The sequence below is a fragment of the Mucilaginibacter sp. genome, from assembly GCF_028288205.1.
Classification (GTDB): domain Bacteria; phylum Bacteroidota; class Bacteroidia; order Sphingobacteriales; family Sphingobacteriaceae; genus Mucilaginibacter.
Map to the genome: position 1 here is coordinate 18,340 of NZ_JAQBOD010000057.1, position 16,273 is coordinate 34,612.

The window sequence follows — 16,273 nt, forward strand, 5'->3', positions numbered from 1 at the left end:
TATTAATTGAAAGTCAGGTAAACGGTACCCTAATTTATACTTCTGATGGGAATCGAAAATATTTATGCAATTAAATTAAGTTTCCTGGCATTTCTAAGTATCAATTGATGGTAATCTTCCTTCAATTCATCAGGCAAAAAACTGATAGTAATCCAATTCTCCCACGTCGGTAATATTTTGCTAAACCTGGAAAATATTCTTCCCTTCGTTTTAGGGTCAATTTTTAATGAATTGGCAAGTGCCTCGAAGTCACGCATAACAATTTTGTTTTTTCTTGCATTTAACGTTAATGCCATTTCCTCGGTATCTTCAGGTAGGAGTAATTTAGAGGAGATCAAGTCATAAGCAGCGCTAAATACATATCCCTGGCCTGGTTGATTTATCAGGGAGAAGTTTTTGAGGTGCATATCGGAATTGCCTGTAAGAAAAGAAAATACGACTTCTTCAAAAAATATGATTACGTCAAGTCCGGGATTTACCGAGTACTTTCTAATGGTCTTTCCTATCTGTTCATACGACCCTTTATATTTGTCTTCTGTTAACCGCTCGGTAAGCTGGCACATATCTTCCATATGTATCTTGCCATTTTTATCACGGTCAATTCTTCGCGTAATGTATGCCAGGCTACCGGTTTTGAGGCGTATTAATGAAAATGGTACCACATTAAGCCCATAACCTTCAGCCAGAAACATAGTTAAACTCTCTGTTTCAGGCATCGCGAGATAATCATTATTTGGAGGTTTGAGAATGTAATCTCCCCAAAGCCCCACAATCGCAAATTTGGGAATGGCTCGCTTCTCGGTTTTTTCAAGTTCAAGCGAAACTTTAGGTTGAACGCCGGTAACTGTCCTTTGACTTTTTATAAGATCTTCAGCAAGTTCCAATAAATCCCCTTCGGTATATGGGAGTTCCGGTAAGGTTTCTGTTTGAAAGAATTTCTTAACGCACCTTTTATGGAAATCAGTTTCATTCTCATTAAGCGGTTGGTAGCAATATAAACAACGTTTCATTTATTCTTCTCCTATAACAGCCACGGCGCCGATGCAGTCCTTGCAACATACCATTAACAGCCCCATTCTATCTCTTTGGTTTAATTTCCAGTTTTTTTGAGCAACCTGAAGCAACCATCCCTCCGGTATAAGGCCATCGAAAAATGGAAACATGGTGTTGCTTTTAAACGATTTCGCTGTAAGGGGTAGGGTCAGGCTAACGGATTCAGCAGATTTATCGTTTATATAATCCTCAATATACTCAAACAGATACCCTTCATCTGTTTCGGTAAGGTATCCTGCAAATTTATTTTTCATTAATATTTTAGCTTTCCTCATTTTCGCTTTCAATTAATTTATCTGACACAGGGGCCATTTTATGGCCGAATAAATCTAATACCTGGTTTACTTTATCTAATCTCAACGTTGTTTTACCCTGCTCGAGCTCCCGGATAAATCTTAATCCCACGCCAGCCTTTTCCGCCAGATCTACCTGTGTCATGTTTACGGATTTTCGCTTCTGTTTTAAAAACTCCTTTAAATTTAAATGCTTTTCCATATTATACCCTTTCAGGTATAAAGATATGTAAAATAATTTAATTATACCCTAAAGGGTATGAATATTTATATATTGTGATTTTTATACCCTTTGGGGTATAAAAAGTATAGATTTCATCCAAAATGGTACCTATAGGGTATAATTGCTTTCTCTAAATATAGAGTTACAGACTTAGAATAAAAAGATCAGATAGGTGTTCACATGCGTGAACTCCTATCTGATACAGTTAGTTACATCAAAACTTAATTGGCAACTTTTCTCAGTTGACCATCATCAGTGAACACTATCCCTTTTACCCGTGCCAGGGTCTTACTGATCTTATTTTTTTTCACTTTCGCATATCGCTGGGTAGTCCTGGTGGTATTATGCCCGAGCATCTTGCTTACTTCCTCCAACGAAAATTCCATAATATTCAACATTATATCGGCAAACGTATGCCTTGCCAAATGCGTGTTTAACTCCCGGTTTATTCCACAAATTACCGCAAGCTCCTTAAGGAACCCGTTGTACTTTGCATTTGTATTTACAGGTATCAGCAGCCCGTTTTCCTTCCGGCAAGGATGATCTTTGTACTTCTTAATAAGCTCATTTATAATAGGGAGTATTGGAACCATTTCACTTACTCCTGTTTTTCCCCTGTCCTTGACCAGCCAGCATTCTCCGGTTATACCCACTTTAACAATATTTTCAGTTGTTAAAGCATAAACATCTTGAAAGGCGAAACCAGTAAAGCATTGAAATATAAATGCATCACGGACCTCTACTAATCTTTGGATTCTTATTTCCTTAGACCAGATCTGCTCTACCTCAAAGTATTCTAATGGCGGTACGTCCTTCTCATCACCACCACATTTAAATTTAATGATAGGATTCTTTATTATCCAATTATTCGTTTCTGCGACAGTCAGAATCTCTTTTAAATTTTTAACCTGCTTTTTTGCCGCTGCCTCCCCAAGTACCTTCTCACGGTCTACGGTCAGATAATTATAAAATTGGACTGCAAACGAATATTCTATTGAAGCAAGATCAATATCCTTTAATTTAAACTTGATATTCAAAAATTCTTCGATCTTTTTCCTGGTGGCCTTCCATTGTCTTAAGGTTTCCGGAGAGCGAAGCTTTTTCTCAACCATCTTTTTAAAGTTTGCGACGTGCAAATCGGAAACTTGTAGTAGGGAAGGAACGACTTTGAATACCGGTTTTAGTGCGCCTTTAATTAAGTTAGGTGGTAGTCCATTGTATACATTTTTGATCATAAGCGGTGTTATGTGCTCGTAACCTGCTTGTAATACAACAAACTCTCTAAAGAGATCAACAGTAATCTCACTAATTTTGAGGTTTACTTTTTTGCCATGGCTGCCGCCTTTAGCCTTTTTGTTTTCGCCGTCCCAATCGTTGAGATGGACTTTCATACCGATGGCAAGTTCCTCTGAAACTTCGCCTTCAATACTGATTCTGCAAATTACAGGCGCATTTCCTTTAGCGTCTGCTTTTGATTTACGGTGCCAAAATAACACCGACATTTTTTGATGATTTCTCATTTTAATGAACTTTGGTGAACAATCTGTTTTGCGGAACTCCGAAACTTAAATTGTCGCACTAAACCATTGTCATGCAGCCTAATAACTGCCAAAATGGTGCCCCAAAGATAATCTGACTGGTGCCCAATTGAAATAGGGCACCAGTTAGAATGAAATGCTTTGATTTGAAATGATCTGCTTATTTTTTGAGAGAATTGCTAAAAAAGCCATTTTAAGCAGAAAAGGCGCATTTTCATGCGCCTTTTAGCTTTAAACGTCGACCTGTTGGGAGGTCTTTGTGATCCCGCTGGGATTCGAACCCAGGACCCCAACATTAAAAGTGTTATGCTCTACCAGCTGAGCTACGAAATCATTTAAGCGTTTCCGTTTAAAGTGGTGCAAATATAGGAGTATTTGACTATGCACGCAAGCCTTATTTAAATTTATTTTTCAGCATTATTAATTGCTTCATTGCCAATATCCTACAATTTTAAAATGCCGATTTTTCCGCCATTTCCGGCTAATAAAACCAATTTTCCATGTTTTGCCTTGCGGCATGCGTTATAGCTGGTTGCGTCTATTTTGGTCCATGTTTTACCGCCATTGGTGGTCATATTAGTTCCGGATGTTCCTGTGGATATGAAAGTATCTTCCTTAAGATACTCTACAGCTGATTGAAAACCTGCCGGAAAGGTGTTCGCTAAATGCCAGGTTAATCCTTTGTCGGTTGAGTAGCATGCTGTGGAATCTTGTCGCTTATCTTTCTGATAGTCGCCACCAACCACAACATATTGGCGGGGTCCTGTTGAAATGGAAAATGCCCCCTGAGCACTTTGACCATGGATAATAGGAACGCGTGAATGCTTCCAGCCGCCTTTTGTTTTAAATGTAATCACCTCTGCAACACTGCCACCGGTTATTATAGCAAATAGGCCATCAGTTCTTAAACAAGTGCCACTTGCTGCAAACGCAGCCTGTGAAGGTAAAGCATCAGGGCCATTAAAGGTATTCCAGTTATTGCCGCCGTCTTTGGTTTCCATTAGCAGAAATTTTCCTTTAATTGGATCGCCCATAACAAAGCCATGTTGCCGACTATCAAAATCCATCGCATCTAAAAAGTAAGCTGTATCGGTATTGCGATAATTGATTTTCCAGTTTGCTCCCCCATCAATGGTTTTTAATATTAATGCCGGTGTGCCAGAGCTCATTATCACTGCTTCTTTATCAGAAAAAGCTTCAATGTCTCTGAACTCAGCTTTTTCGAAACCTTTTACCTGCTGCCAATTCCAGTTTTTACCGCCATCGGATGTTTTAGCTACATAGCCTTTGCTGCCAGTTATCCAAGCTACATTATCGTCAACAACTGATAAACCGCGTATGCTGGTTGGTTTATCCTGCTGCAATACGTCAACATGCTGGGCTATTACGCCCGAGGTAATAAACAATAGTAAAATTGTATGCCCAATAAACAATAGTGGTTTGTTCTTTATTTTACACGAGTCCATATTTCTGATCTGCCTAATAATGAGATGCCAATATAACCACGTATTTTCAACTTATTACTATCTATGGTCATTTTGCAGCTATACGTCTTTCCGCTTTTAGGATCATATATAGTGCCGTCAATATATACCTTATCCCCATCAAAAATAAAATCCTTTAGCAGTTCCAAGCCAAGCTCCGGACGTGATTTTAATGCATCATCCGGATTTTTTTTATCAGTTTTGGGTTTACCATTTTCATCATTAGGATATTTTATCCAATCAAGCTTACCGAAATATTTATTGCCTATTTTATAAATAAGTATATGGTCCTCCCCGCTCGGGTTAACCCAAGTGCCTAATATGGCATCAGCCTTTTGGGCAGATGCGGCAAAATTAAAAATTGATAAAAACAGTAAAATCAATCTGGCTTTTTTGTACATGATTTTTATAATTGGTTATCCGAAGTTAATCTTTTTATAAGGGTTCTTATCAAGAGTATATATTTTATATTTATTTTAAGCAATATGAGCGAAAGACTTATATTTGCCCCCTGCCCGGATGGCGAAATTGGTAAACGTTGCGGTCTCAGAAGCCGTTGAGAATTGTCTCTTGAGAGTTCGAGTCTCTCTTCGGGCACATCCTTTTAGATGTTAGAATTGAGATATGAAATACAAATAATATTTTGTGTCATATCTCAATTAACATCTAATCTCTCTAATGCCCGGGTGGCGAAATTGGTAGACGCACCATCTTGAGGGGGTGGCATTCGCAAGGATGTACGAGTTCGAATCTCGTTCCGGGCACTTTTTTAGGCAGCAGATTTATATTCATGCTGATAATACCATTCCAATAAATAAACCCCATCACCCCAGGTTAACTTACCATCCGAAGCTGTTTCGGCAATGAAAATTGCAAGGTTATGTAGGAATGCACTTTTTATATCAGCGTCTAATCCCTGCAATACTTTAACAGCACAGTTGGTTATTTCAATAGGGTCAGTTAATTCACCGCAGCTATCAGCCAGTTTGAGTTCAGTTAAAATTACCGGCAATTTTGATCGGAGCAAACTTTTTAGTTCATTATCAATATCGCCGGGTATAAGTGAGGTCAATATATCCGCAGCCGGTGAATCAACGAAATTCTTAATGTTTTCTGTAACAGCTACTCCTAAGTGAATAGCTATTTTTAATTCAGCAGGAATGCCTGCAAATAAGTTTTTAATCTCATTCCAAATTTTGGATAGAAAGGTTTGTAGGCTCATATATTAGAGATGTTTAATTTGATTTTGGTTTTTAATTTGGTTCACTTGTTGTTGTAGCACAGCCACATTATTCTCAAGAATTTTCAGTCGGATCTCGTTAACTCGCGATTGAGTATCCTGAATGCTCTTTACATCATGTATATCACTTCTTAATTGATAGTATGAAGTCATTACAGATACAACAATACTTGCGGTACTTACTACTGTCACCACCAGGTTTTTAATAGTAATGCCTTTAAGCTCTTTGTGTTCGATAGCTGTCATGTTATGGTTTTAAAGTCGGTTAAAAATAATTCACGTTCTTTTTTGCGACGTTTTACTAATGCATCGAGTACTACTTTTTCGCCCGTTATCGGATTGGTTATTTTGTTCCATACCAAAAATTGACTTGCTGCTCCTTCATAATCGCTCAAGTTTAGTTTGTACAACAATGTCGATTTCCCCAGAGCACCTGTTCCTTCGTTATAGGTAAATGATACCAGGGCATCAAACTGTTGTTGTGATAGTAAAACCTCTACAAATTTGTTTACAGCAGCTTCATATTGGCCAAGGGTATTTTCAAAAAGCGCGTCGGCCTGTGCTTCGCTAGCTAACTTATCACCAGGTTTTACAGTATACCCATCGTGGTAGCGTGTAGAACCATAGCCGATGGTCCATACACCGGCACTATCGCGGTAAGCGTTCAATCTTAAGCCCTCAAAGCTCTTGATTAATTTTTCGCCTTCTTTACTTAATGTCATCATAGGTGGATGGGTTTATTGGTTCGGTTTGCTTTACAGCAAATTGTGATATAATAGTAATAGTTGTGCCTATTGAAATTAAGGCAGTAGTAACTTTTACAGGTACGCCTGCAACTTGAGTTAATGAAGTGCCTAAACCGGCTAAGCCCATACCAAGAGCCTGCAGTCTTTTAAAAAATGGGGGCGTAGCAGTGATAATACGCTGCCATAGCGTGTAATTGGTTTGCATTTTAATTATTTTGTAGCTATTTGTAAAAGGATTTTAATCTGATCACTCTGGCTGACAGAATATCATAATATGATCTGCTTAATCGGGTCAAAGATGTAAGCCGACAGGTTGCGTAGAATTATTTATATTTTTTGTTTATTTGATTATGTTAAAAGACAATAAGATTGTAAGTATTCAATATTTAAGAGGATTAGCTGCATTGGGTGTTGTTTTCTGTCATTATGGATTGTTTAACGCAGGTCAATTAGGTGTATTCGTTTTCTTTTTTATAAGTGGTTTTATTATTGTTTATTCCTTAGCTAAATCCGATTACAAGCCCCGACAATTTTTAAAATTCTTACTGAAAAGGTCGATAAGAATTGACCCTGCATATTTTGGCGCTATTTTATTAACCTGCCTTTTTTTCATAACTCTTTCGTATATTCCATCATTCAGGGGCAAACCATTTGTTTTCATACCTAATCAACTCATAGCTCATGTGTTTTACATTGTCCCTTTTACAAAATATCAGTTCTACAACAGTGTGTTTTGGACGCTTTGTGTAGAGTTTCAATTCTATCTCATCATTGGTATTCTATATTTTATTTCAAATAGTCCTTTATATAAAATCATCTTTCTTTTAGCTTTTAGCTCGACTTGTTTTATTCCATTTTCAAATTCATACTTCCTTGTTTTTACCTATGCTCCTATATTCGCTTTAGGAATTTCACTTATTGATTTTTATCAAGTCAGGCGTCCTGTCTACATTGTATTACCAATTTTACTAATCGGCCTAGTGCTATACAAATTCGGGTTAACCATTTCTATTTTACTCGTCATTAGCAGTTTAATAGTTTTGTATTTTAAACTGGTAATTAAACAGCTATCCTTTTTAGGAGATATATCATATTCACTTTATTTAATCCATCCATTAGTCCTTTTTACTATTTTAGGCATACTCAAAAAGCTTCATATTAATATCACTACAAACCGATATTTATGGGTGTTCTGTGAAATTGTTATAGCCATATGCGTTGCTTATCTTTTTTATATTTTAATTGAAAAACCATCTCAAAAGTTATCTAAGCGCATTAATATCAAGGGTTAGTTAAAGCAAAGCCATTTGAATCAAGTGTTGTTGGGGCTGTTAAAGTGTAGGTATTTATAACCGAAACATTACCCAAAATCTTTTTAGCCCCTGATCCAACAAGGGTAAGGTTTCTATAAATACCCGGCGTTACATCTTGGTTTCCTGAAAGGTTGTATCTAAATGTATTTAAACCTGCGTTACAATCTAACACGCCTGTTTGCATTGGCTGTTGTGCGTTCCGGTAATTACAAATACTCCTATTATCTAATTTACTTGTGCTGCTTGCACCATTAAGGGTACCTGTAAAGTCAATACCCCCAGTTGTTGAGCCACTGCCTGTGTTGGTTAGAGTTTTACCTGCTGCTATAAGTATATTTGTGCCACAATTCCAAGGCTGACTAGCCCCACTATCCAGGGCTATGTTGATTGATTGAAGTATATTTATTATGTTATTTCCAAAATTTATACCCGAACGGGGATCACCCGATATGTTCCCGGATATATTAACTATTGGATTACCCCCAGTAAAATCTATAATGGACGTTGCGTTATTTAATATCAAAGAGCTAAAGCTAACATTTCCACTACCGGTTTTTGTTATAGACCCCAATAGGGTTGTTGCGGCTGTAACTGAAAAATCATAATTACCCAGCCTTAAGGTACTGTTATTTACTGTAAGATTATTTACACTCGTGCTACCCAATAGGTCAATAGTAATTCCACTATCAATAACTAACCCATAATAAGACGTATTAGGTAGTGTTGTACTTACTCTGTACAAAATTGTTGAAGTGCCGCTAAAGTTATAATTAAATACACCCGTTGCCATAACTGTATTTAAGTTACCATAACAATACCCGGTAGATATATTTAATGTACTTGCCCCATCTATACCATTAACCGTTCCATTATTTTGCCAAGGGGCAATACCTGAATAAGTCAATGTTTTACCTGCCGCTATTAAAACATTAAGTCCAGTACTGAGGCTAAACGGAACATTGCCACCCGAAGAAAACGTCCATGTTGAATTTTGCAAAACATTTAAAGTCCCTGTACCAAAATTAAACACACCCGTTGCTCTGGAAAGGCCGTTAAAGCTACCCGATAGGTTTATAGTTGGATTTCCAGTAAATGAAATATTGCCACTCATTGAATGGTTAGGTCCGGTAAATGATACTGTGCCGGAGCCAGTTTTACTTAATGTACAATTACTAACCCCATCATTAGCGTAATTAAATACATTTAGATCATAATTACCCAATTCAAAAGTAACTGATGCACTTCCCAGGGTTAATGCCCCGGGTATAGTTAAGTTATTAGTTATCCATTTAGTACCAGCACCTCTTACATTCAAATTATAGTAAGGTATGTCGGGTATAGCAAAACTATTGGGAGAGTCATAGACCACGGTTATGGAACTTGTGCTGTTACCTTGAACGAAATTATTGAAAAAACTCTTATCCCCATTGATATTTAGCCTAAAGCCTCCACCCCCATTACTTCCAGATAAATCTAAAGTACCACTGCAAAATACATTATTTACAATTAAATTAGTTTGGTTTAAAGACGGGTTACAGATAAGTTTATTGAAGATATATAAATTCCTAATGGTATTATTATAAATATTACCTGGTGAATTATAATTCCAAGCCACAACATGCCCTATATAAACATCATCCCCCGGTTGTGGTAATGAATGCCTTTTAGAGCCGTTACTTCTCCAAACCGTCGAGTCATCCCAATTACCATCCTTTACACTATACCACACATTAAAACGTCGGGCCATAGATAAATGAAAAGGCGAAGTGTTAACAGCTGTAATCATTTTAGAAGCTCCTCAATTTAACTGTTACATAAATATCAGCTGTTAATGCAGCCAGGTTTCGTACATAGATAGATATTCCGCTTTCAAGCGTTAATACCTTATTGCCGGCTAAATCCAGATCAAATAATGATGGTGCTAAAGCAGCTAATGAGCAAAGTGCCACACTGCCATTATTGCCTGAGTTAGCCGGTATCATAATTTGTGCCCTGTTATTTTCGACGGTAGAGTTTGATCCGGTGGCGCATATTATGATATCAAAATTCCTAGTTACTGTTTCTTTGCTTCTAAAAAGCACATCCATTACAATACTTGCGTGGCTTGCGCCGGTAGCAATTAAAGTATCTGTATTTGTGGATAGGCCGGAAGCTAATTTGGTTGCCGGATAGGTGCCGGTAAGTGTGGCGAATGATAGTTGATTTGATGAACTGTCCATGTTATAAAACTGATTGATAAAAATTATAAGATATTTTACTTGCAGAACCGCTACCACTGCCACCTATATCGCTTGCCACCTCGGCAACGGTTCTGGATATTAATGCTTTTGTAGCAGGGTCGTAGGTTAGGTATACCGTAGCCGGAGAACTGGAAGCATCTATTATTCCCGGTGAAATCCTGCCTGCAAAGACGGCTCCATTATCACCGCCTGATAAACGAAACATAATAGTCTCTGCTCCATAATTATCGACTTTAATAAATTGAAATCCACCCACTGAGCCCGCAACCGTTCCGCCATTGTTAAGAAAGTCTGTTTCTCCTTGCCCGGCTGTTCTATTCCATCCTATAGCCATTTGCCCATAAGTATTACCATAAAAACTGCTTGGGATACCTGATGCTCCTAAATTTTTACGTCCGCCTATAAACATACCGGTAGTGGTTAAATCAACAAATTGCGGTGAATTTGATGTGCTTAAGCCCTGGTCTTCTTTAGCTTGAAAGATGGATGACAAACCATTTAGTTGAGCCTGTAGCTTTCCCATTGCTGCCAAAACTGTATCGGTTGATACAACCGGGGTGCCTGTTAAAAAGCTTATGCCCGAAAGTACTGTAGCTAATACCCTTGCAACTGTAAAATATAAATTAATACTTCCCTCGGGTACGGCATCTGTACTGCCCGGCGACGCTACTAACTGGATATAGGTAGAGCCACTCCATCTATATTCTTTGTTAGTGTCCAGCGTTATGTAAATTTTACCGGTTTCTCCTGTGTTTGGCAAAGCAGCAAAATTGGCAACCTCTAAAACATCATCAACATACGACGGCAGTAAAGACGATGGTATTTTTGTAGTACCGTCTAATCCGGCATAGCCATTTGCTATGTTTTTGCTGGCAATATTTTCAGGCGTAAAACCCAAAGTATCTTGCTTACCATTAATATTGGTTTGTAAGGTAACATCAGCTGCTGCCCGGGTTGTTGCCTCTGCATTAATATTATTTTGTAATGTAGTATCTGCGCTTCCGCGACTGATAGCCTCTGCATTAATATTATTTTGTAAGATTGTATCCGCGCTTCCGCGATTTGTAGCCTCTGCATTGATGTTGGTTTGCAGCGTTATATCTGCTGATGACCTTATAGAAGCTTCTCCGGTAATTAAATCAGCCGTTTTATTACTGCTATACACCTTAGTGGTTGAGGTGGAAGCGTCATTAATAACAAGCGGATCAACCCAGGCGGTATCATAATCATTATTGCTGTTTTTTGCAAGCACCTGACCTGTTGTGCCACCTGTTTCCAAGCCAATACCTACTAATGATGTTCCTGCTCCCCAGTCACCGGCTATTTTGGGGCCGAAGAAAGTAAAGTTTGTGGTATTAATATAAAAATCGCCATTTACCCCTGTACTTATATTGGATGGATTGGAGTTGCCATGCAATATGCTGAAACCGTTAGTTCCATTATTGCCATTTGTACCGGCCATACCTTGTGGTCCTTGCGGACCTGTTTGCATAGAAAACACCTGGCTCCACGAACCTGCTGTTTTTTTGTAAAAAATACCTGTGCCAGTATTAATATAGGTGTCATTATTATTACCAGTTCCTGAACTTGGTACACCTATCCCATATAAAACGGTGCCATCAGTTAAATTACCCGTTGATGGCAGGGTGTAAACCACCGCCCATGTTCCGGATGTTTTTTGTGCGAATGATCCCGCGTTTGTATTTATAAATATATCGCCATTTTTACCTGTAGTATTTTGAGGCAGCGTAATGCCAAATGAAATATTTGCCCCAACAGTTAAACTTGAACCAATAAGCTGTAATAAGGTAGTAAATGCAAATTGGTAATCACTCCCATTACTTACCAATATAGAAATATCGGTTGGGTTAATGGCTGATGCTAAAGGTAATTCGCTTATTTTTTTGTCAGACATTGCTTGTTATATTTCAGTAATTGGTAAATAATTGGTTTGTACATAACTGCCAACGGGATAGTTAAAATTGGTTTTATCAATGCTGCGTATACGCGGTCCGGCTTGCCGAGCGCTCCTGTTTTTATAACTAAAGCGCCATAACGGGAAGTCGGCCCGGTGATCCCATAAAAATTTCTCAACTTCGTTAGCATGCGCGTTTGCTACACTTCGCTGCTGTTGCACCAGCTTTGTGAGGTATTGCGGGGCAACAGCATCACCATTATCATGATGCTTAATTATTGGCCCGGTTGCCGTATAATGAATAGCATCAGCCTCAATAAACCGGGCAAAAGAAAAATATAACAGGGTAGGGAGCAAGCCTTCATACAAAACAATATGCCCCTCGCGGTCAAGGTATTCACTGCCATTTAACAGGTCTTTATAAAGCTGTGGCGCATCATCTTTTATAGTGCCGTCTTCATTAAAGTGTTTAATAAAATCGTAATAAAGGGCATAGCCTAAAAAAGGTTTGAGATCAAGGTCCTGCGCTTTATTAACAAATACTTTAAGGCGTTCGGGCTTCACATTTACCGAGATATCCTCGTATCGCTGAAATGTATTTTGGTCAATTAAAATTGGATTCATAATAAAGAGTTAGTTTAATGTTTCAGCCGAAGCCATTTCTTCCGCCTCTTGCTGTTTAAATCCGTAGGCATAAACAAGTATGGCTATTTTGTTTGCTGCAGGCAGGTTTGATAATAACAACTGGTTAATGCTTGATCCTGCTGCTATCCCGGCATTGTCGTCGGCAATTGTAGCTGGTACCGGTATAATGTTCCAGTTGACTGACGGGTTGATGTCCTGGTAAAAATGACTGAAAATCTCAGCAAAAGCTTCAGCTATTTCCAATCTATCGGGTGCTGTATTATCATTAAATTCGCGTATCGCTTCTTTCTTTTCACTGCCATTACTTAAGCCTGATGATTTTTCAACATTGATCAGTTCCTTTGGTACTGAAAAACCTTTGATGATACGTGCTTCCACAGATCGTTCGGTGGTTTCAAACAACTTGTCGTTATTCTGAATAGAGTAGGGCTGAAACTCAGGTTTCTGATTTTCATCTTCATACTCTATCACAATAATTTTTTGAGCGCTTTTAGCACCCTGGAACGCGCCAAGATCTTTCTCTAATTGCGACGGCTGATTAGTGTATTTTTCGTCACTTTCTGGCTTACTATTGTCTGCTTCTTCACGCCTTGATTGCATAAAAAGCATTGTTGATGGTAAAAATCCAGTAGTAACTTCCCGGTTATTAAAAATTTTAATACCGGCTTCCGTTTCAAAATCCTCCCAAACGCTATCAGCTTCAATAAGGGGATAATCATCAACTTGAGGATTGAAGTAATAGAGCTGTCCTTTGTAGTTTTCCCATCCACCTGCAGTAGCTGCCTGTTGCTTTATCACTTCAGGATCAGGATTATACTTATCAATGAAAGTGATTTTGCTGCGCATGATGTTTTTCCAGGTCTTACGTCCCCAGTCGCTGTAAAGAGCAAACTTATCTGCTGTATCCGGGCAATCCGTATCACCCATGCGTATATCCTCGAACTTTACATAGTTTACCGAGGCTATTTTATAATTGGCATTATAATTTACATGGATGCCAAAACCTGTGAATAAGGCCTTATCGGTAGCTATAGCTTTTAAAAGCTTTGCCAATGTAAGTCCTTTTGAATTGATAATTTGCTTGCCCAGATCTTGTTCTTCGAAACCATTGCCGGCAATAAATTTTGCCCGTTTATTCCAGCAATCTTTTGCTGTTGGCGATGCTGCAACTAACTCAAGCATCCGTTGCGGATAGGCGTTATCCAAATCAAAATTAAGTATACCAAATGTTTGATTGGGCCTTACTAATATTCTGCGTTCAATTTGTGGTAAATAGGTTTTCATATGCCCCCCTCACTTGTATTTAATTTTTGCTTTGATGCGGTTGATTCAGAAGGTAATGGCATGAACAGTGATTTTATATGTGGGTATTTTTTTAAATACCATTCGGCTTCCTTATCAGTTAAATTATCATTGTCATGAATGGCTGCAGATCCGGGTGCAAATTGATGCTTGCCTGGTTTTAAAATGTATTTTTTAGTCATTTGGTCATTAGTATTAGTGGTCAATTCTGTTGATTAATATTGGTCATTAGCCTAAGCGACTAATGACCAAATGACGCATGATTATGCAACCAATGCTTCAATAGCCGCAAGTGTGCTTGCATAAGTAGCGCTACCTGAGGTTGGTGCAATAGATATTGCTCTTGGAGGGTATGGCTCCTTTAATTTATCAGGATTGGTTAGTTTTAGTTTGTAACCGCCTTCAACAGTTTCATCAGCGGCATTACGCTCTGCATCGGTTAATATTAAACCATTAATCGCGCCGAATAATTCGATTGATGAATCACCTGCTTTATAATTGTTTATAGCGATGGCGCGTACACGGCCATATCCCATAGCCATTAATTGCGTTTTAACATCAGTTGATAAGCCGGCAATATTGAAATCAATCTCTTCGGTATAGCGCGGGCCCACCTGGGTCTTAGCAAGTTTTGATACGGTGTTAAAGCTATTGTTAGTGCCTTCAAACTTATGCAGCTTACCTGTGCTAACTGCTGTAAGGCCGGTAATGATAAGCGGGTTCGTGGTATCATAGGTAAGTGTGATATCATCTGCATTAAACAGATAGATAACATCTTCTATACCCGATGTAACAGGCTGGCTGGTACCCAGGCTAAAGCCTGCATTTATTTTATTGTAAATTGACATGTGTGATTAATAATTAGTGAATTATTGAATTAGTGAGTGAGTGAATGGTTAGTAGATGAGCGATTAGTGGAGCTGGCGAAATGGAGTTATTCACTAATTCGCTCAATCACTAATTCACTCATTAATTTTAGGCTGAAAGGTAAAATAATTCGTTAGCAAACTTGAAGTTCACAGCAGCTTTCATACGGGCCTTCATGCGTACAATGTTATCGTTGGTATAAGGTTTCATGTAAACAGTTGAAAGCTCTGAAGCATCACCTAACAAATCGACTCCTAAAAATAAATTCGATGAACGGGCGCCTAATATGGTATTTGCCTGCCAGTGATTCATTAGTTGTAGCGGTACACCCAGGTAGTCCATTTTTTTGGTGTCTGTAAACGCGTTAAGTACATTAACTGCTTTGTTAGCTTGTGCCTGCGCATATGCATAGCCTACATGAAAAGGGATTTGCAGGTTAAAATCTTCCTGACTTCTGTCTGCAGGGTCAAGTTGTGCGTAAACTCCTGTTAATACATCAAGCACGTTGCTGGCGTTAATATAACTTACAGTTGCCGCAGTTGATGTGCTTGAAAAAGTTGCCGGTTTACGCGTATTAACCTCATTATAGTTACGTACCAGTTTAAATGTTGTCGCGCTTAATACTTGAATAAAGTAAGACTGCCCTTGTACATCAATTCCGGGGGGGCCATTGGTGGTATCCTTACTGGTACCGGTTACGCCGGTAATTGTAACTACATCGCCATCAGATAAAGTCGCGGTGCTTGATACAGTTACAACTCCTAATGCACTAATAGCTGTTGCTGCCATAGAGGTTGCAGCTTTACCCAAGCCTACTTTGTAAACTCCGGATGCTGCTGAAATAGTTGGCAATAAACCCGGGAAGGCTGCTGTAAATGTTGCTTCTTTAGTTGATGCTTTACCTAACCAATACAAGCGTTCGTTAGCTATTTGTATTTTTGTCAGATAGCGTTGCACCATAAAATCTGATAGGTCCACAATGCCTTCATAATCCATAAATGCGCCTGGTTTAAGGCTTTGTGCTTCCCACGACTGGGCCAGCTTATCCCATTGTTCCTGCTTCATGAACTCGTAAATTACCGGGTCTAAGTAACTTTCGGTTTGTGAGGCGGTTGTGCCTTGGTCATTGAACAGGCCGGATGGGTCTTGTAATATAACGTCGTCGTCCACATCAAGGATAACCTTGCGCGACTTTACGTCATTAATAACGGTCAATAATCCACGCTTTACCGAATCGGCTTCCAAAAGCGTGCTGGCCATAAATCCTGCCAGCGCTTCGCCGGCATAAGTGTTGTTTGTAAATGTAAATTGAGCCATAAAAATGTTTGCCCCCCAGCCCCCTAAAGGGGGAGCTTTTTGATTAATTTAGTTTACTTATATAGGGATGAGGTGTGTTAATAAGATTGATTACGGG

Annotated in this window: 19 protein-coding genes and 3 tRNA genes; 3 read left to right on the forward strand and 19 right to left on the reverse strand. The window is 38.7% G+C overall.

Translation table 11 applies throughout. The features are described 5' to 3' along the window. Positions 1-62: 62 nt before the first annotated feature. From JWR23_RS13950 to JWR23_RS13980, 7 genes are all read right to left on the reverse strand, one after another. Complete coding sequence (locus JWR23_RS13950) at positions 63-1,010, reverse strand: HipA domain-containing protein (protein ID WP_299516782.1); 948 nt, start codon at positions 1,008-1,010, stop codon at positions 63-65. Next, positions 1,011-1,328: a HipA N-terminal domain-containing protein gene (locus JWR23_RS13955; protein WP_299516783.1), complete on the reverse strand. Its 318-nt coding sequence runs from the start codon at positions 1,326-1,328 to the stop codon at positions 1,011-1,013. After that, a complete protein-coding gene (locus tag JWR23_RS13960; protein WP_299516784.1) occupies positions 1,315-1,548 on the reverse strand; it encodes a helix-turn-helix transcriptional regulator in 234 nt (77 codons plus the stop codon). Before JWR23_RS13960 ends, JWR23_RS13955 begins: the two co-directional genes overlap by 14 nt. Positions 1,549-1,790: 242 nt before the next feature. Then, on the reverse strand, positions 1,791-3,089 hold the full coding sequence (locus JWR23_RS13965; protein WP_299516785.1) for a site-specific integrase: 1,299 nt from the start codon (positions 3,087-3,089) through the stop codon (positions 1,791-1,793). Positions 3,090-3,367: 278 nt separating this feature from the next. Next, a tRNA-Lys gene (locus JWR23_RS13970) sits at positions 3,368-3,440 on the reverse strand. A gap of 110 nt (positions 3,441-3,550) precedes the next feature. Beyond that, the gene (locus JWR23_RS13975) at positions 3,551-4,573 is read right to left on the reverse strand and encodes a YCF48-related protein (protein ID WP_299516786.1); all 1,023 of its coding nucleotides are present in this window, start codon (positions 4,571-4,573) and stop codon (positions 3,551-3,553) included. Then, on the reverse strand, positions 4,555-4,992 hold the full coding sequence (locus JWR23_RS13980) for a DUF2147 domain-containing protein (RefSeq protein ID WP_299516787.1): 438 nt from the start codon (positions 4,990-4,992) through the stop codon (positions 4,555-4,557). The genes JWR23_RS13975 and JWR23_RS13980 overlap by 19 nt, the downstream gene beginning before the upstream one ends. A 112-nt stretch (positions 4,993-5,104) precedes the next feature. On the opposite strand from JWR23_RS13980, the gene JWR23_RS13985 reads away from it, so the two are divergent. After that, positions 5,105-5,188 (forward strand) — tRNA-Leu (locus JWR23_RS13985). 83 nt (positions 5,189-5,271) lie between these two features. Next, positions 5,272-5,355: transfer RNA gene (locus JWR23_RS13990), tRNA-Leu, on the forward strand. Between the two features lie 5 nt (positions 5,356-5,360). Here JWR23_RS13990 and JWR23_RS13995 read toward each other — a convergent pair. The 4 genes from JWR23_RS13995 to JWR23_RS14010 are packed head-to-tail and all read right to left on the reverse strand — an operon-like array spanning position 5,361 to position 6,782. Then, positions 5,361-5,813, reverse strand: a complete 453-nt coding sequence (locus JWR23_RS13995; RefSeq protein WP_299516788.1) for a hypothetical protein — start codon at positions 5,811-5,813, stop codon at positions 5,361-5,363. A gap of 3 nt (positions 5,814-5,816) precedes the next feature. Beyond that, the gene (locus JWR23_RS14000; protein WP_299516789.1) at positions 5,817-6,077 is read right to left on the reverse strand and encodes a hypothetical protein; all 261 of its coding nucleotides are present in this window, start codon (positions 6,075-6,077) and stop codon (positions 5,817-5,819) included. Continuing rightward, entirely contained in the window at positions 6,074-6,556 is a 483-nt protein-coding gene (locus JWR23_RS14005) for a lysozyme (RefSeq protein WP_299516790.1), read from the reverse strand. Before JWR23_RS14005 ends, JWR23_RS14000 begins: the two co-directional genes overlap by 4 nt. Further along, a complete protein-coding gene (locus tag JWR23_RS14010) occupies positions 6,540-6,782 on the reverse strand; it encodes a hypothetical protein (RefSeq protein WP_299516791.1) in 243 nt (80 codons plus the stop codon). The genes JWR23_RS14005 and JWR23_RS14010 overlap by 17 nt, the downstream gene beginning before the upstream one ends. 145 nt (positions 6,783-6,927) lie before the next feature. Here JWR23_RS14010 and JWR23_RS14015 point away from each other — a divergent pair, with 145 nt between their 5' ends. Beyond that, on the forward strand, positions 6,928-7,869 hold the full coding sequence (locus JWR23_RS14015; RefSeq protein ID WP_299516792.1) for an acyltransferase: 942 nt from the start codon (positions 6,928-6,930) through the stop codon (positions 7,867-7,869). Here JWR23_RS14015 and JWR23_RS14020 read toward each other — a convergent pair. The 8 genes from JWR23_RS14020 to JWR23_RS14055 form a co-directional block, all read right to left on the reverse strand. Continuing rightward, entirely contained in the window at positions 7,859-9,676 is a 1,818-nt protein-coding gene (locus JWR23_RS14020; protein ID WP_299516793.1) for a hypothetical protein, read from the reverse strand. The two genes, JWR23_RS14015 and JWR23_RS14020, sit on opposite strands and share 11 nt — an antisense overlap. A 1-nt stretch (position 9,677) precedes the next feature. Next, positions 9,678-10,109: a hypothetical protein gene (locus tag JWR23_RS14025; RefSeq protein WP_299516794.1), complete on the reverse strand. Its 432-nt coding sequence runs from the start codon at positions 10,107-10,109 to the stop codon at positions 9,678-9,680. Position 10,110: 1 nt separating this feature from the next. Further along, positions 10,111-12,045 carry a hypothetical protein gene (locus JWR23_RS14030; RefSeq protein WP_299516795.1) on the reverse strand — a complete coding sequence of 645 codons (1,935 nt, stop codon included), beginning with the start codon at positions 12,043-12,045 and terminating at the stop codon, positions 10,111-10,113. A 6-nt stretch (positions 12,046-12,051) separates the two neighbouring features. Continuing rightward, positions 12,052-12,669, reverse strand: a complete 618-nt coding sequence (locus tag JWR23_RS14035) for a hypothetical protein (protein WP_299516796.1) — start codon at positions 12,667-12,669, stop codon at positions 12,052-12,054. 9 nt (positions 12,670-12,678) lie between these two features. Further along, the gene (locus JWR23_RS14040) at positions 12,679-13,974 is read right to left on the reverse strand and encodes a hypothetical protein (protein ID WP_299516797.1); all 1,296 of its coding nucleotides are present in this window, start codon (positions 13,972-13,974) and stop codon (positions 12,679-12,681) included. Continuing rightward, complete coding sequence (locus JWR23_RS14045) at positions 13,971-14,174, reverse strand: hypothetical protein (protein ID WP_299516798.1); 204 nt, start codon at positions 14,172-14,174, stop codon at positions 13,971-13,973. The genes JWR23_RS14040 and JWR23_RS14045 overlap by 4 nt, the downstream gene beginning before the upstream one ends. A gap of 81 nt (positions 14,175-14,255) precedes the next feature. Then, positions 14,256-14,840, reverse strand: coding sequence for a hypothetical protein (locus JWR23_RS14050; RefSeq protein WP_299516799.1), 585 nt, complete (start codon positions 14,838-14,840; stop codon positions 14,256-14,258). A gap of 127 nt (positions 14,841-14,967) precedes the next feature. After that, a complete protein-coding gene (locus JWR23_RS14055) occupies positions 14,968-16,176 on the reverse strand; it encodes a hypothetical protein (protein WP_299516800.1) in 1,209 nt (402 codons plus the stop codon). Between the last annotated feature and the right edge of the window lie 97 nt (positions 16,177-16,273).

Excerpts from the sequence above, each read along its gene's own strand:
- JWR23_RS13950 (WP_299516782.1), bottom strand. The coding sequence starts at position 1,010 with ATGAAACGTTGTTTATATTGCTACCAACCGCTTAATGAGAATGAAACT.
- JWR23_RS13955 (WP_299516783.1), bottom strand. The coding sequence starts at position 1,328 with ATGAGGAAAGCTAAAATATTAATGAAAAATAAATTTGCAGGATACCTT.
- JWR23_RS13960 (WP_299516784.1), bottom strand. The coding sequence starts at position 1,548 with ATGGAAAAGCATTTAAATTTAAAGGAGTTTTTAAAACAGAAGCGAAAA.
- JWR23_RS13965 (WP_299516785.1), bottom strand. The coding sequence starts at position 3,089 with ATGAGAAATCATCAAAAAATGTCGGTGTTATTTTGGCACCGTAAATCA.
- JWR23_RS13975 (WP_299516786.1), bottom strand. The coding sequence starts at position 4,573 with ATGGACTCGTGTAAAATAAAGAACAAACCACTATTGTTTATTGGGCAT.
- JWR23_RS13980 (WP_299516787.1), bottom strand. The coding sequence starts at position 4,992 with ATGTACAAAAAAGCCAGATTGATTTTACTGTTTTTATCAATTTTTAAT.
- JWR23_RS13995 (WP_299516788.1), bottom strand. The coding sequence starts at position 5,813 with ATGAGCCTACAAACCTTTCTATCCAAAATTTGGAATGAGATTAAAAAC.
- JWR23_RS14000 (WP_299516789.1), bottom strand. The coding sequence starts at position 6,077 with ATGACAGCTATCGAACACAAAGAGCTTAAAGGCATTACTATTAAAAAC.
- JWR23_RS14005 (WP_299516790.1), bottom strand. The coding sequence starts at position 6,556 with ATGATGACATTAAGTAAAGAAGGCGAAAAATTAATCAAGAGCTTTGAG.
- JWR23_RS14010 (WP_299516791.1), bottom strand. The coding sequence starts at position 6,782 with ATGCAAACCAATTACACGCTATGGCAGCGTATTATCACTGCTACGCCC.
- JWR23_RS14015 (WP_299516792.1), top strand. The coding sequence starts at position 6,928 with ATGTTAAAAGACAATAAGATTGTAAGTATTCAATATTTAAGAGGATTA.
- JWR23_RS14020 (WP_299516793.1), bottom strand. The coding sequence starts at position 9,676 with ATGATTACAGCTGTTAACACTTCGCCTTTTCATTTATCTATGGCCCGA.
- JWR23_RS14025 (WP_299516794.1), bottom strand. The coding sequence starts at position 10,109 with ATGGACAGTTCATCAAATCAACTATCATTCGCCACACTTACCGGCACC.
- JWR23_RS14030 (WP_299516795.1), bottom strand. The coding sequence starts at position 12,045 with ATGTCTGACAAAAAAATAAGCGAATTACCTTTAGCATCAGCCATTAAC.
- JWR23_RS14035 (WP_299516796.1), bottom strand. The coding sequence starts at position 12,669 with ATGAATCCAATTTTAATTGACCAAAATACATTTCAGCGATACGAGGAT.
- JWR23_RS14040 (WP_299516797.1), bottom strand. The coding sequence starts at position 13,974 with ATGAAAACCTATTTACCACAAATTGAACGCAGAATATTAGTAAGGCCC.
- JWR23_RS14045 (WP_299516798.1), bottom strand. The coding sequence starts at position 14,174 with ATGACTAAAAAATACATTTTAAAACCAGGCAAGCATCAATTTGCACCC.
- JWR23_RS14050 (WP_299516799.1), bottom strand. The coding sequence starts at position 14,840 with ATGTCAATTTACAATAAAATAAATGCAGGCTTTAGCCTGGGTACCAGC.
- JWR23_RS14055 (WP_299516800.1), bottom strand. The coding sequence starts at position 16,176 with ATGGCTCAATTTACATTTACAAACAACACTTATGCCGGCGAAGCGCTG.